General features: G+C 72.7%; 12 protein-coding genes. 7 read left to right on the forward strand and 5 right to left on the reverse strand.

Annotated elements, in window-relative coordinates; genetic code table 11:
* Positions 1–22 precede the first annotated feature (22 nt).
* A complete protein-coding gene (locus ABT116_RS20465; RefSeq protein WP_351635719.1) occupies positions 23–1,180 on the forward strand; it encodes a D-alanine--D-alanine ligase family protein in 1,158 nt (385 codons plus the stop codon).
* An 84-nt stretch (positions 1,181–1,264) separates the two neighbouring features.
* On the opposite strand, the gene ABT116_RS20470 is transcribed toward ABT116_RS20465, so the two are convergent.
* The gene (locus tag ABT116_RS20470; RefSeq protein WP_351635722.1) at positions 1,265–1,783 is read right to left on the reverse strand and encodes a DUF3515 domain-containing protein; all 519 of its coding nucleotides are present in this window, start codon (positions 1,781–1,783) and stop codon (positions 1,265–1,267) included.
* Between the two features lie 20 nt (positions 1,784–1,803).
* Entirely contained in the window at positions 1,804–2,037 is a 234-nt protein-coding gene (locus tag ABT116_RS20475; RefSeq protein ID WP_029384521.1) for an Lrp/AsnC family transcriptional regulator, read from the reverse strand.
* Between the two features lie 206 nt (positions 2,038–2,243).
* On the opposite strand from ABT116_RS20475, the gene ABT116_RS20480 reads away from it, so the two are divergent.
* Together ABT116_RS20480 and thiD are read left to right on the forward strand one after the other, a co-directional pair.
* Complete coding sequence (locus tag ABT116_RS20480) at positions 2,244–3,209, forward strand: thiamine-phosphate kinase (protein WP_033313188.1); 966 nt, start codon at positions 2,244–2,246, stop codon at positions 3,207–3,209.
* Positions 3,206–4,003, forward strand: coding sequence for a bifunctional hydroxymethylpyrimidine kinase/phosphomethylpyrimidine kinase (thiD, locus tag ABT116_RS20485; protein WP_351635727.1), 798 nt, complete (start codon positions 3,206–3,208; stop codon positions 4,001–4,003). The genes ABT116_RS20480 and thiD overlap by 4 nt, the downstream gene beginning before the upstream one ends.
* 91 nt (positions 4,004–4,094) lie before the next feature.
* Here thiD and rpmB read toward each other — a convergent pair whose 3' ends face one another.
* Positions 4,095–4,280 carry a 50S ribosomal protein L28 gene (gene rpmB, locus ABT116_RS20490; protein ID WP_004924906.1) on the reverse strand — a complete coding sequence of 62 codons (186 nt, stop codon included), beginning with the start codon at positions 4,278–4,280 and terminating at the stop codon, positions 4,095–4,097.
* 268 nt (positions 4,281–4,548) lie between these two features.
* Here rpmB and ABT116_RS20495 point away from each other — a divergent pair, with 268 nt between their 5' ends.
* Positions 4,549–6,300, forward strand: coding sequence for a DAK2 domain-containing protein (locus ABT116_RS20495; RefSeq protein ID WP_351635729.1), 1,752 nt, complete (start codon positions 4,549–4,551; stop codon positions 6,298–6,300).
* Between the two features lie 13 nt (positions 6,301–6,313).
* Here the strand turns inward: ABT116_RS20495 and ABT116_RS20500 are convergent, their stop codons facing one another.
* A complete protein-coding gene (locus ABT116_RS20500) occupies positions 6,314–9,259 on the reverse strand; it encodes a tetratricopeptide repeat protein (RefSeq protein ID WP_351635732.1) in 2,946 nt (981 codons plus the stop codon).
* Positions 9,256–11,094: an HSP90 family protein gene (locus ABT116_RS20505; protein WP_351635742.1), complete on the reverse strand. Its 1,839-nt coding sequence runs from the start codon at positions 11,092–11,094 to the stop codon at positions 9,256–9,258. The genes ABT116_RS20500 and ABT116_RS20505 overlap by 4 nt, the downstream gene beginning before the upstream one ends.
* 187 nt (positions 11,095–11,281) lie before the next feature.
* On the opposite strand from ABT116_RS20505, the gene recG reads away from it, so the two are divergent.
* The 3 genes from recG to coaD form a co-directional block, all read left to right on the forward strand.
* Positions 11,282–13,501 (forward strand): ATP-dependent DNA helicase RecG, encoded by a 2,220-nt coding sequence (gene recG, locus ABT116_RS20510; protein ID WP_351635735.1) that lies wholly within the window; start codon positions 11,282–11,284, stop codon positions 13,499–13,501.
* Between the two features lie 86 nt (positions 13,502–13,587).
* Positions 13,588–14,175 (forward strand): 16S rRNA (guanine(966)-N(2))-methyltransferase RsmD, encoded by a 588-nt coding sequence (gene rsmD, locus ABT116_RS20515; protein WP_351635738.1) that lies wholly within the window; start codon positions 13,588–13,590, stop codon positions 14,173–14,175.
* Positions 14,176–14,201: 26 nt separating this feature from the next.
* The coding region (gene coaD, locus ABT116_RS20520) for a pantetheine-phosphate adenylyltransferase (protein ID WP_351635746.1) at positions 14,202–14,468 on the forward strand (267 nt) is incomplete at its 3' end.

Genomic DNA, 14,468 nt, shown 5'->3' on the forward strand with positions numbered 1-14,468 from the left:
CAACGGGTACTCTCAACGCGATATGAGCACCGAGAACCTCCCCCAGAGCCCCGAGCAGCCGCCTCGCAAGCCGCGTGTGGCCGTCGTGTTCGGCGGGCGCAGCTCAGAACACGGGATCTCCGTGGTCACCGCCGGCGCCGTCCTCAAGGCCATCGACCGGACGAAGTACGACGTCCTGCCGATCGGCATCACGCAGGACGGGCGTTGGGCGCTCACGGCGGACGAACCGGAGCGGATGGCGATCGTCGACCGGCGCCCGCCGAGCGTCGACCTGCTCGCCGAGTCCGCCGAGGGCGCGGTGATCCTCCCGGTCGACCCCGCCAGCCGCGAAGTCGTCTACAGCGAGCCGGGATCGGTGCCCAAGGCCCTCGGTGAGGTCGACGTGGTCTTCCCGGTGCTGCACGGCCCGTACGGCGAGGACGGCACCCTCCAGGGCCTTCTGGAGCTGTCCGGCGTCCCGTACGTGGGTTCGGGCGTGCTCGCCTCGGCCGTGGGCCAGGACAAGGAGTACATGAAGCGGGTGTTCACCTCCTTCGGGCTGAAGGTGGGCCCGTACGTGGTGATCCGCCCGCGCGAGTGGGAGCAGGACCAGGCGGCCGCCCGCAAGAAGATCGTCGACTTCGCCGGCGAGCACGGCTGGCCGCTGTTCGTGAAGCCCTCGCGGGCCGGTTCGTCGATCGGCATCACCAAGGTCGACGACCTGTCCGGACTCGACGAGGCGATCGCCGAGGCCCGGCGTCACGACCCGAAGATCCTCGTGGAGGCCGCGCTGCGCGGCCGTGAGATCGAGTGCGGCGTCCTGGAGTTCGAGGACGGCCCCCGGGCCTCCCTCCCCGCGGAGATCCCCCCGCCCGAGGCGCAGGCCTACTACGACTTCGAGGCCAAGTACATCGACTCCACCCCGGGTCTCGTCCCCGCGCCCCTCACGCCCGAGGAGACGGCCGAAGTCCAGCGCCTGGCGGTCGAGGCGTTCGAGGCGGCGTCCTGCGAGGGCCTGGTCCGCGCGGACTTCTTCCTCACCGAGGACGGCGAGTTCGTGATCAACGAGATCAACACCATGCCCGGCTTCACGCCCATCTCGATGTATCCGCAGATGTGGCAGGCGAGCGGGGTGAGCTACCCGGAGCTGGTGGACCGCTTGGTCCAGGCGGCCCTGCACCGTTCGACAGGCCTGCGCTAGATCGCGCCCCTGCAGGGGCGCGGGGAACTGCGCGACCAGCCACACACGGGCCGCAGACTCAGCGCACCGTCGAACACACGGCGCTCAGGAGGCGATCCCCTCGGGGATCGCCTTCTTCACTGCCGCGGCCAGATCGATCAGCACACCCGAGCTGTCCACGCCTTCCGGCGCCCGGACCTCGACGTACGCCTCCCGGTTGGCGGTGGTGAACAGGTACCCCCCGCCGTCCTGTTTCTCCATCAGCCAGTCGACCCCGTTCACACCCCCGGCGACGGCATCCGGATCCCGTCCGTCCGCCACCTTCGGGTCGATCATCTTCGGCGGCTGCGGCACACCGCAGCGCAGTATGATCGCCGGGCTGCCCCAGCCCGCCGTCAGCGCCGACGCGGGCTCGGGATCCGCACGGCGCTCACCGTCCACCTTCGCGGGCAGTACCTTGTCCAGGTTCCGGCACAGTCCCACGACCTTCGCGTCCGGACTGGGAACCGCCGCCGACGCGCTGTCGTCTGCTGAGGAGCAGCCCGCAGCAGTGATCAACAGCGCTACAGCGGGCAGGCGGAACACGCGGAAGACACGACGGTGCCGGTGACGGAAAGAGTTCACCGGCACAGGGTAGACGGGGGCTACAGATGGACGACCGGGCAGGTCAGGGTGCGGGTGATGCCGTCCACCTGCTGAACCTTGGCGACCACCATGCGGCCGAGATCGTCGACGGTGTCGGCCTGGGCCCGCACGATCACGTCGTACGGTCCCGTCACGTCCTCGGCCTGGATCACCCCAGGGATCTTGCCGATCGTCTCGGCGACGGTCGACGCCTTGCCGACCTCCGTCTGGATCAGGATGTACGCCTGTACCACGGAACCTCCAGGGCGGCCACGAGGATCATGTGGGGAAAAGGAACGCCACGGTATCGCGTCGCCGCTCGCCGCGGGGAGACCCGCGGGGACCGGGTTGTGCGCGCCGGGGTGCAGGTCCGGCAGAACTTGACGGTCACTTCGACCGTAGCGAGGACCGAGATGCCTCGCGACCGGGCACGGACAGGGACAGAAGGGGCGAAAGGACAATGAAGGGCACTGTTGGTGAGCTCGGTGAGTTCGGGCTCATCAGGGAGCTCACCTCCCGTCTGACCACCACCCCGGCGGTCCGGGTCGGCCCCGGCGACGACGCCGCCGTGGTGGCCGCGCCCGACCGCAGGGTCGTGGCGAGCACGGACATCCTGGTGGAGGGCCGGCACTTCCGGCGCGACTGGTCGACGGCCTACGACGTGGGCCGCAAGGCGGCCGCGCAGAACCTCGCCGACATCGCCGCCATGGGCGCCGTACCGACCGCGCTGCTGCTCGGCCTGGTCGTCCCGGCCGAGCTGCCGGTGACGTGGCCGAGCGAGCTGATGGACGGCCTGCGCGACGAGTGCCAGGTGGCGGGCGCCGCCGTGGTCGGAGGTGACGTCGTACGCGGCGACTCGATCATGGTGTCGATCACCGCGCTCGGCGATCTGCGCAACCAGGAGCCGGTGACGCGGGCGGGCGCCCGGCCCGGCGATCGCGTCGCGGTGACCGGCTGGCTGGGCTGGTCGGCCGCCGGGTACGCGGTGCTGTCCCGGGGGTTCCGCTCGCCGCGGGCGTTCGTGGAGGCCCACCGGCGCCCGGAGCCGCCGTACCACGCGGGTCCGGCCGCCGCCGGGCTCGGGGCGACCGCGATGTGCGACGTGAGCGACGGGCTGATCGCGGACCTCGGGCACATCGCCGAGGCGAGCAAGGTGCGGATCGACATCCGCTCCGGGGCGATCGACATCCCGTCCCAGATGAACGACATCGGGCAGGCCGTCGGGGTCGACCCCATGCAGTGGGTGCTGACCGGGGGAGAGGACCACGCGATCGTGGCGACCTTCCCGCCGGACGTGAAGCTGCCCGCCCGCTGGAAGGTCATCGGCGAGGTCCTCAACCCCTCGGCGCTGCCCCAGGTGACGGTCGACGGGGCGCCGTGGACCAGCAAGGGCGGCTGGGACCACTTCGGGGACATAGAGTCATGATCCCGGGCGTCCTGACGGTGGCGGGCTCCGACTCCGGCGGCGGCGCGGGCATCCAGGCCGACCTCAAGACGATGCTCGCGCTCGGCGTGCACGGCATGAGCGTCGTCACGGCGGTGACCGCGCAGAACTCCCTGGGCGTGCAGGGGGCTTGGGGACTGCCCGTGGAGGCCGTGCGGGCCCAGTACCGCAGTGTCGTCGACGACATCGGCGTGCAGGCGGTCAAGACGGGAATGCTGGCCTCGGCGGAACTCGTGGAGGCGGTCGCCGAGTTGATCGCCGGGACGGACGCCCCGGCAGTCGTCGACCCGGTGGGCGTCTCCAAGCACGGCGACGCCCTGCTCGCCGCTTCCGCGCTGGACTCCGTCCGTACGAAGCTGCTGCCGGTGGCGACGGTCGCCACCCCGAACCTCGACGAGGTGGCCCAGATCGCCGGCGTACGGGTCGAGGCGGAGCGCGATATGCGCACCGCCGCCGCGGCCGTACTGGCGTACGGGCCGCGCTGGGTGCTGATCAAGGGCGGCCACCTGCCCGGGGACGCCGTCGACCTGCTCACCGACGGCTCCGAGGAGCACTGGCTGCGGGCGCCGAGGCACGACAACCGCCACACCCACGGCACCGGCTGCACCCTCGCCTCCGCGGTCGCCTCCGGGCTCGCCAAGGGGCAGTCCGTGCCGGAGGCGGTGGCGGCGGCGAAGGACTACGTCACAGGGGCCGTCGCGGCCGGGTTCGCGCTCGGCGGGGGGATCGGGCCGGTGGATCACGGCTGGCGCTTCCGGACGGGCACCAAGCGCTGACGACGCCGACGCTCAGGCACCGCGAAGAGCCGGCCCACCAGAGGTGGACCGGCTCTGCAGCAACCAGCAGTGGCCGCGCGCTAGCTGAGCGTCAGCGCGAGACCTTGCCGGCCTTGATGCACGAGGTGCAAGCGTTCACGCGCTTCGGCGTCCCGCCCACCACGGTACGCACACGCTGGATGTTCGGGTTCCAGCGACGGGGCGTACGGCGGTGCGAGTGCGAGATGTTGTTGCCGAAGCCCGGCCCCTTGCCGCAGACGTCGCAGTTGGCAGCCACGGGTCACTCCAAAGACTTCAGATGCACTTACGGTTGATCCCGGCAGGCCGGGATCAGGACTCTCGGGCTGTGAGCAGCCGGTCGAAATCTGAGTGGCGTTGCCAGGGGGAAGGCCCGATCAGATCGGGCAACCGGAGCAGCATACAACGGCTGCACCCGTAGAGCGAAACTACCATGCCAGCTCAGGGGCCCGGCGCCCTCCCGCTTCCGGTGAACACCGCCCCGGGGTCTACGCTGCCTGCCACGTCCGGCAGCTCAGGGAGGCGTAGTGGCGCAGGGGCCGCAGACATTCTTCGATGCTCTCGCGGTGCGCACCTGGTGCGGTCTCGCGCTGGAGACACTGGGGCGGGCGCGTGAGGAGATCGACGCGATCAACGTCTATCCGGTGGCGGACGGCGATACCGGCACCAACCTCTATCTGACCGTGGAGTCCGCGGTCGCGGCCGTCGAGGCGGTGTTCGCGGGGCACGCGGCGGGATCCGAAATTGCCGGCGGCCCGGGCGCCGCGGGCTCCGGTGCCACCGGCTCCGGTGCCACGGGCTCCGGGGGGCCGACGCTCGCCGACGCGGCCCGGGCGATGGCGCACGGTGCGCTCATCGGCGCCCGCGGGAACTCCGGGACGATCCTCGCCCAGCTGTTGCGCGGCATGGCCCAGGTGCTGGCCGACGGCGACATCGATCACGCCGACGGCCGGGACCTGCGGCTCGCCCTGCGCCGCGCGGCCGACTCCGCCCGCCAAGCCGTCGCCCATCCCGTCGAGGGCACCGTCCTCACCGTCGCCTCGGCCGCCGCCGACGCCGTCGACGGTGCGGAGGGCGACTGCGGAACCGTGGCCCGGGCGGCCTACGACGGCGCCTGCACCGCCCTCGCAGAGACCCCGGGCCGGCTTCCCGTCCTGGAGCGAGCCGGGGTGGTCGACGCCGGTGGCCGGGGGCTGGTCGCGGTGCTCGGGGCGCTGGTGGAGACGTTGACGGGGGAGAAGGCGCGGAGCCCTCGACGGGATTCCCCTGCGCGCGTGGATCCCGTCCAGGGCCCAGCGCCCGGCGATGGCGTCCCGGGCGAGTGCACGGACGCCGCCGCCGTGCCCGGCGAGGAGGGGCCCGCCTTCGAGGTGATCTACCTCCTGGAGGCCGGGGACACGGCCGTGGAGCGGCTGCGGGGGCGGCTCGACGCCCTCGGTGACTCCCTCGTCGTGGTCGGCGGCGACGGGCTGTGGAACGTCCACGTCCATGTCGACGACGCCGGGGCGGCCGTCGAGGCCGGCATCGAGGCCGGGCGGCCCCACCGCATCCGGATCACACACTTCGGTGCCGGTGACGTGCACACCACCGGCGCCGAGCGGCCGCCCCGGGAGCGTGCCGAGCGGGCGGTCGTGGCCGTCGTGCCCGGCGAGGGCCTGGCCGGGCTGTACACCGAGGCCGGTGCGACGACCGTGCTCGCCCGCCCCGGGGAGCCGCCCGCGAGCGGCGAGCTCGTCCAGGCCGTACGGCGGGCCCACGCGCGCGAGGTCGTGCTGCTGCCCAACGACGCCGACCTGCGCCACACCGCCGCCGCGGCCGCCGAGCAGGTCCGCGCGGAGGGCATCCGGGTGGCCCTGATCCCGACCCGCTCGGCGGTCCAGGGCATCGCGGCGCTGGCCGTCCACGAACCGGACCGCCGCTTCGACGAGGACGTCGTGGCCATGACCTCGGCCGCCGGGGCCACCCGTTACGCCGAGGTCACCGTCGCCGAACGGCAGTCCTGGACGATGGCCGGCATCTGCCAGGCCGGCGACGTCCTGGGCCTGATCGACGGGGACGTGGCCGTGATCGGCTCGGACGTCGCGGTGACCGCCGAGACCGTCCTGGACCGCATGCTCTCGGCCGGGGGCGAGATGGTCACCCTGGTCCTCGGCGACGACGTCCCCGACACCGTCGCCGCGCATCTCGAGAGCCGGGTCCGCGAGGGGTACCTCGCCGTCGACACGGTGCTGTACCGGGGCGGACGGCAGGGGGCCCTGCTCCTCATCGGCGTGGAGTGAGCGGTACCGGCGATCAGTCCTGCGACGCGACGCGGAGCATGTGCTCCGCCTCCGCCCGCCGGGCCCGCACCGCCGAGCGGCCCTCGCCCTCGGTCCCCGCGTCGGCGTCGGTCTCGGCGTCGTCGTGGCCGTCGTAGGCCGACAGCACCGTGCGCGCCCGTGTCCTCGCGTCGGCCGGGCGGTCCAGCTCGATCTCCAGCCAGCCCGCGGTGAGTTCGGCGCCGGTCCGGCTGTGCAGGGCGCCCTCCCCGAGTGAGGCGAACACCTCGACGGATCGCTGCAACCGGGACAGGGCCTCCTCGAACACGACCCGGACGGCGGGGTCTTCGGCGCCCTCGGAGACGGATCGCGTCAGCAGGTCGGCGAACTGCCGGTGGGTGTCGCCGAGTTCCGCGACGAGCTTATGCCGGGACTCCTCGTCGGGTGCCGCTTCCCGTGCCGTCTCGCACGCGCGGATCGCCTCCGTCATCAGGGCACGTGCCTCGTCCGGCCCGCCCTCGGTCTCCAACGCCAGCCAGGCACGGGCGCGCAGGGAGCGGATCAGGCCGGGGGTGTCGCCGAGCGCGCGCCACAGCTCGCCCGCGCGGGCGTAGGCCCGGTCCGCCTCGACGGGCAGTCCGGCCTGCCCGAGGGACTCCCCGGCCAGGTGGGCGAGGGTCGCGTGGTCGTGCTGCTCGGGCCAGTGCCGGGCGATCTCGGCGGCCTGCAGACGGTGTTCGGCGGCCGCGCGGTGCTCGCCGAGCTCGCTCAGGCAGTCGCCGAGCCACCATTGCGTCTGCACGACCGCCCCGTCGCCGTGCGTCTCGGCGGTCAGGTCGGGCAGCGCCGACTCCAGCACCTCCGCGGCCTCGGCCCACCGCCCCTGCCGCAGCAGGAACCCGCCGAGCTGCTGTCGCGCCCAGGCACCCAGCGTCGCCGACTCACCCGCCTCGTCGGCCCAGTGGGCGGCTTCCAGGGCGTGCCGGGCGGCCGCCACGGCATCGCCCCGGCCACCGAGGACCTCGGCGAGCTGGAGGTGCAGCTGGGCCCGCCCGGGCGCTTCCAGGTGCGCTCCGCCGTGCTCCAGGGCCGCCCGCAGTGCCCGCTCGGTCCCCGTCGCGTCGCCGAGATGGTGGGCCAGGGAGGCCAGGCGGGCCTCGTACTCCACCGCGTACCACGGCAGCCCCGCCGCGACGAACGCCGCCGCGCCCCGCGCGAACAGCTCCGCGGCCCTCTCCAGATCCCCGGCGAGCCCCGCCAGCTCACCGAGCATCGCCTGCGCCTCGGCGACCCGCGCGGCCAGCCGTACGTCCTTGCCGGTCCGGCCGTCGACGAGCGCGAGGACCTCACGTACGGCGGCCTCGGCCTCGGCGCGAGCGGCCCCCTCGCCCTCGCCCTCGTGCGCCCGGCGGGTCAGGATCCGGGCCCGGCTCATCACGACGGACGCCGTCTGCCGCATCTCCGTGCCCCCCGCGGCGTACAGCGCGAGGATCTCGTCGTACGGGCCGGTCACCGCCGCGACGGCGCCGTCCACGTCACCCGCGAGCGCACGGACGTACGCCCCACGCGCGCGTGCGGCGAGAGCCTCGCCCGGGTCGCCCGCCTCGGCGTAGAGGTCTGCGGCCCGCTCGAAGAGCTCGGTGCCCTCCGCGCCGAGGGACATCGCCTCGTGGTCGGCCATCTCGGCACGGTCGCGCGGGTCCAACTCGGCGTCTTCGGCGGCCTCGGCGGCCGCCGCCCACGCCTCCACGGCGTTCGGCCGCAGGGTGTCCGACAGCCGCCGTGCCTCCTCCAGCAGGGCGGGCAGATCAGGTTGCCCGGTGACACGGACCGGAGCGGCGGAGGGAACGGGCGGGGGAGCCGGCCGTACCGACCGCACGCCCAGCGGCAGCCGTTCCACGAGCGGTTGCCGCGCCATACGCGCGCGTGCCCGGTCGCTCACGTGCGCCGTGCCGTTGCGCTCGTCGAAGCGCGCCGCCAGGGCGAGGGCCTCCCCGCGCGCGTGCGCGGCGAGTTCGCGGGCGGTCCACTCCCGCCCGGCCGGGCCCGGCACCTGCCGCTCGCCCAGCCCGAGCCCCGTCAGCCGGTCCATGAGCAGGGCCACCACGCTCATGAAGTCCAGCCTGCTCTGCGGATGCCCGTCGTCGGTGAAGTACGCCGGCCGCTCCGCGAGCAGCTCCAGGCCCCGGGCCTCGTTGCCGGTCAGCGCGCAGAATTCCACGTGCTCGGCGTACGCACCGCGCATGCTCTCCATCGCCCGGACGAGCCGGAAGCCCCGCAGGTGGCCCGCCCGGGCCTCGTCCAGGCGACCCAGGCGCAGCAGCGGCAGCAGGGAGGACGCGAAGGCCGTGTGCGGCTCGTGAGCGCAGGTGTACTCGCCCTCCAGCACCGGCCGCCACAGCTCCAGGGCCTCCGCGTCCCGGCCCCGCTCCGCCTGCCACCAGCCCTGTCCGTGCAACTCGCAGGCGTGGCAGTCCGCCATGGCGTCCCGGTCGGCGGCCAGCCACGCGGCGTACGCCCGCTCGGCCCGCGCCACGTCCCCGACGTGCGCGGCCACACTGTGCTCGGCGCTGCGCACGGCCCGTTCGGAGTGCCCGGCGAGCCGGTAGCGGTGCTCCATCTCACCGAGCCACTTCTCGATCGACGCGAGCGGGATGTGCGGCTGGTCCAGCATGCCGGCCGACACCCACTTGAAGACCCAGTGCAGCGAGTGGGTCTCGTACTCGTCGAAGTCCTCGGGCCGTTCGTCCCACATCCGCAGCAGCCGCGCGAAGGGGACGAACATCTTCCCTTTCTCGGAGCTGTAGTTGTAGACCTTCAGCTGGTGGCCGAGGGCCTCGATCACGGCGAGCGGGATGCCCAGCTTCTCGGCCGCCGTCAGCAGCTCCTCCGCGCGGGCGTTGCGGGCCGGCCCCTCCGGCTGCCCGGAGTTCTCCGCCATCGCCTCGCGCAGGGCGTCGAAGTCGGTGATCTCCGTCATGCCTGACCGTCCTCGCTGTGCGTGGCCCACTCCAGGAGGCCGATGAACGCGCGGTTGAGCAGGGCCGAGTCGGCCGGCCTCAGCGGCCGCTGCGCCATCAGCAGCGCCTGCCCGTACAGCGACTCGGTGGCGGTGCCGATCAACTCCGGGTCAGGGAGCGCGCCGATCCGCCGCACGAGCGGGTTGAGGTGGTTGAGCACAAGGCGCGCGCGGGGTGCGCTGCCGCGCAGGGAGCCGAGGATGCCCGCCCACAGGTCGTCGGCCCGCTCCTCGGCGTCCGCCCGGGCCTGCTCGTGCCGGGCGTCCCGGTCGTCGAGGTGCAACGCGGGCACGGAGAGCGGGTGGAAGGCCCGCAGGACCACGTCACAGCCGAGCGGGTCGAGCCGTGCCCGGGCCGCCGCCAGAAAGCCGGACAGGGCCAGCTCCTCGGCCGGGTCGACCGCGTCCAGGTGCGCGGTGACCGTCTCCGCGTCCAGCTCGGCGACCACGGTGCCCGGCCGCACCGACGGCAGCGCCTGCACCAGCTCGCTGTCGTACGTGTAGCCGCCGTTGACCACGCCGATGCCCTGCGCGGACGCGATCGGCGCGACCTGCCGGTACTCCTCGACGGTCCGCGTGAAGTGCACCACCGGATGCCGCTGCGCGAACTCCTCCAGGGACAGCCGCCCGTCGGTCGTCTCGAACGGCAGCCACGGCAGCATCGTGCGCAGCATCTCCCGGTCGTGCCTGGCCAGCGACTTCACACCCAGGTGGTGCACCGACAGGAACGCGGCCAGCCGGTCCGGATCACCGGCCGCCAGCCCCGTCAGCCAGGCACGGATCCGCTCGCCCAGCGCCTCCCGCACCCCGGCCAGCGTCTCGTCCTCGTACAGCGACTCGCGTGACGCCGTGGGCCGCAGACTGTCCGTGTCGAGGACGCAACGCACGAAGAACGCCCAGTCGGGCAGCAGCTGTTCGGCCCGCTCGGTCAGCAGCATGCCCTTGAGGTGCACCCGGTGAACCGCGCGCTGGGCCGGACTCACCGCCGACGGCAGCACGTAGGCCACCCCCCGGATTCCGGCCAGCGGCACGGACAGGTCGATCGTGTCCAGCGGGGCGAAGCCGAACAGGTCGTGGCAGTGCCGGGCGAGGGCGACGCGACGGGCGGCCGGGCCCGGATACGGACGGTCCCAGGGCGCAGGGAGGTCGGTGACCGCCTCGTCGCCGACCCGGACGTCGTACGGCAGCAGCGACCCGAAGTCCCGGGCCAGCGCCTCGACCCGCTCGGGCGCGAGCCACTCCGCGGCACCGGCACGGGCCACCAGGTGCACGGTCGTGCCCGGTTCGGGCCGCTCGGCGTCCGGCAGTGTCCGCACCGTGTACGAACCGTCGTCGGACGCCGTCCACTCCACCGGCGGCGCCCCGGGCGTACGGGCGCTGCGGCTGACGACCCGGATCCGCTCGGCGACGACGAAACAGGCCAGCAGCCCGATGCCGAACTGCCCGAGGAAGTCGGACCGCGCCTCTTCGAGCCCCTCGGCCCGCTTGGAGCTGCGCCCGATGGTGGCCAGCAGGCTGTGCACGTCCGCCTCGGTGAGCCCCACGCCGGTGTCCTCGACGCGCAGGGCACCGCCCTCGGCATGCAGCCGGACCCGGGCCGGAGCGTCGGGTTCCGTAGCGCGTCTGGCCGTGATGGCGTCCACGGCGTTCTGCAACAGCTCCCGCAGGTACACCTTGGGGCTGGAGTAGAGGTGGTGGGAGAGCAGGTCCACCAGACCGCGCAGGTCGACCTGGAAGGTATGGGGTGGCGGGGGCGAATGGGGTGCCTGGGAGGGCTGTGAGGTCTGGGAGTCCATCATCACGGCGCCGGTGGGGGACTCGCGACGGCGCGGGGTAGGGCGGTCCCGGTGGGGCGGTGACCGCGAAGAGGGCCGGGGGCGCGTCATCCTAAGGCCCTGGCGAGCCGCCTGACCAGGGGTTTCCGGGATCTTTACGGCGATCCGGCCGCGGGCCTGGGAGCCATTGTCAGTGGCGTGGTGTGCAATGGATCTCGTGCCCGCACAGGAAGAACCCCTGCGACAGCCGCTGAAGTCGGTGCTCGGCCCCGCCACCGCGAAGGTGATGGCCGAGCACCTCGGCCTGCTCACCGTCGGCGACCTCCTGCACCACTACCCGCGCAGATACGAGGAGCGCGGCCAGCTCACCCACCTCGCCGACCTCCCCATGGACGAGCACGTCACGGTGGTCGCGCAGGTCGCCGACGCCCGCCTGCACACGTTCGCCTCCGCCAAGGCCCCGCGCGGCAAGGGCCAGCGCCTGGAGGTCACGATCACGGACGGCAGCGGCCGGCTCCAACTGGTCTTCTTCGGCGCAGGCGTCCACAAGCCCCACAAGGAACTCCTGCCGGGCACCCGCGCCATGTTCGCGGGCAAGGTTTCCGTCTTCAACCGCCGTCTTCAACTCGCCCACCCGGCCTATGAGTTGCTGCGCGGCGACCCGGAGGAGTCCGTCGAGACCTGGGCGGGCGCCCTGATCCCGATCTACCCCGCCACCGCAAAGCTGGAGTCCTGGAAGATCGGCAAGGCGATCCAGACGGTCCTGCCCACCGCCCAGGAGGCCGTCGACCCGCTCCCGGACTCCCTGCGCCAGGGCCGCGGCCTGGTCCCGCTCCCCGAAGCCCTCCTCAAGATCCACCGCCCGCACACCAAGGCGGACATCGAGGACGCCCGTTCCCGCCTCAAGTGGGACGAGGCCTTCGTCCTCCAGGTCGCCCTGGCCCGCCGCCGCCACGCCGACGCCCAACTCCCCGCCGTCCCCCGCAAACCGGCCCCCGACGGCCTCCTCACCGCCTTCGACGCCCGCCTCCCCTTCACCCTCACCGACGGCCAGCAGCGCGTCTCCCGCGAGATCTTCGACGACCTGGCCACAAGCCATCCGATGCACCGGCTGTTGCAGGGGGAGGTCGGAAGCGGGAAGACCATGGTCGCCCTGCGCGCCATGCTCGCCGTGGTCGACGCCGGTGGTCAGGCCGCCATGCTCGCGCCCACCGAAGTGCTCGCGCAGCAGCACCACCGGTCCGTCGTCGAGATGATGGGCGAGCTGGCCGAGGGCGGCATGCTGGGCGGAGCCGAGCAGGCCACCAAGGTGGTGCTGCTCACCGGCTCCATGGGGGCGGCCGCCCGGCGCCACGCCCTGCTCGACCTCACCACCGGCGAGGCCGGCATCGTCATCGGCACGCACGCGCTGATCGAGGACAAGGTGCAGTTCCACGACCTGGGCCTGGTCGTGGTCGACGAACAGCACCGCTTCGGTGTGGAGCAGCGTGACGCCCTGCGCGGCAAGGGCAAACAACCCCCGCATCTGCTGGTCATGACCGCCACGCCCATCCCGCGCACCGTCGCCATGACCGTCTTCGGCGACCTGGAGACTTCCGTCCTCGACCAGCTGCCGGCCGGCCGCTCGCCGATCGCCAGTCATGTGGTCCCGGCCGCCGACAAGCCCCACTTCCTGTCCCGCGCGTGGGAGAGGGTCCGCGAGGAGGTGGAGAACGGCCACCAGGCGTACGTGGTCTGCCCCCGCATCGGCGACGAGGAGGACGACCCGAAGAAGTCCGGGAAGAAGAAGTCCCCGGAGGACGAGGCGGAGAAGCGCCCGCCCCTCGCCGTCCTCGACGTGGCCGACCAGCTCACCAAGGGCCCCCTCCAGGGACTCAAGGTCGAGGTGCTCCACGGCAGGATGCACCCCGACGACAAGGACGCCGTCATGCGCCGTTTCGCCGCCGGCGAGACCCATGTGCTGGTCGCCACGACGGTCATCGAGGTCGGCGTCAACGTCCCCAACGCCACCGCCATGGTGATCATGGACGCCGACCGCTTCGGCGTCTCCCAGCTCCACCAGCTGCGCGGCCGCGTGGGCCGTGGCTCGGCCCCCGGCCTCTGCCTCCTGGTCACCGAGATGCCCGAGGCGAGCCCGGCCCGCCAGCGCCTGGGCGCGGTCGCCTCCACCCTCGACGGCTTCGAACTCTCCCGCATCGACCTGGAACAACGCCGGGAAGGTGACGTCCTCGGCCAGGCCCAGTCGGGCGCCAGGACCAGCCTCCGGATGCTCGCGGTCATCGAGGACGAGGAGATCATCGCGGAGGCGCGGGAGGAGGCGACGGCTGTGGTCGCGAACGACCCGGAGCTGACCCACCTCCCGGCACTGCGGACGGCTCTGGACGCCCTCCTGGACGAGGAGAGGGAGCAGTACCTGGAAAAGGGGTGAGGGTGACTGCCCCTCTTCAAGGGGCGCGGGGAACTGCGCGACCAGCCACACTGATACCTGAAGCCGCCCACGACCAAGGACCACAGATGACCCGCGTGATCGCCGGCACAGCCGGCGGACGTCGACTCGCCGTACCCCCCGGCACCGGCACCCGCCCCACCTCCGACCGTGCACGCGAAGGCCTCTTCTCCACCTGGCAGTCCCTCCTCGGCGGCCCCCTGCAAGGCGAACGCGTCCTCGACCTCTACGCAGGATCGGGAGCCGTCGGCCTGGAGGCCCTCTCCCGAGGCGCGGGCCACACCCTCCTCGTCGAAGCCGACGCCAAAGCCGTGCGTACGGTCCGCGAGAACGTGAAAAACCTCGGACTCCCCGGCGCCGAGGTCAGATCAGGCAAAGCAGAACAGATCATCCGCACGGCACCCCCCGGCGACCCGTACGACCTCGTCTTCCTCGACCCGCCCTACGCCGTCACGGACGACGATCTTCGGGAGATCCTCCTCACACTCCGCACCGAAGGCTGGCTCGCCGAGGAAGCCCTCGTCACCGTGGAGCGCAGCACCAGAGGCGGTGAATTCCGGTGGCCCGAGGGTTTCGAACCCCTCCGGGCCCGTCGCTACGGCGAGGGAACGTTTTGGTACGGTCGCGCCGCCTCTACGTGCGAAGACGCACGATGACCGGACCGGAGAGCGAGGGATCACAAGTGCGCCGCGCCGTATGTCCCGGGTCGTTCGACCCGATCACCAACGGACACCTCGACATCATCTCCCGCGCCTCCAGGCTGTACGACGAGGTCTACGTCGCGGTGATGATCAACCAGGCCAAGAAGGGCCTGTTCGAGATCGAAGAGCGGATCGACCTGATCCGCCGGGTCACCGCCGAGTACGGCAACGTCCGCGTGGAGGCCTTCCACGGCCTGCTCGTCGACTTCTGCAAGCAGCGCGACATCCCCGCCATCGTCAAGGGCCTG

It is taken from the genome of Streptomyces sp. NPDC002130, from assembly GCF_040296465.1.
GTDB lineage: Bacteria > Actinomycetota > Actinomycetes > Streptomycetales > Streptomycetaceae > Streptomyces.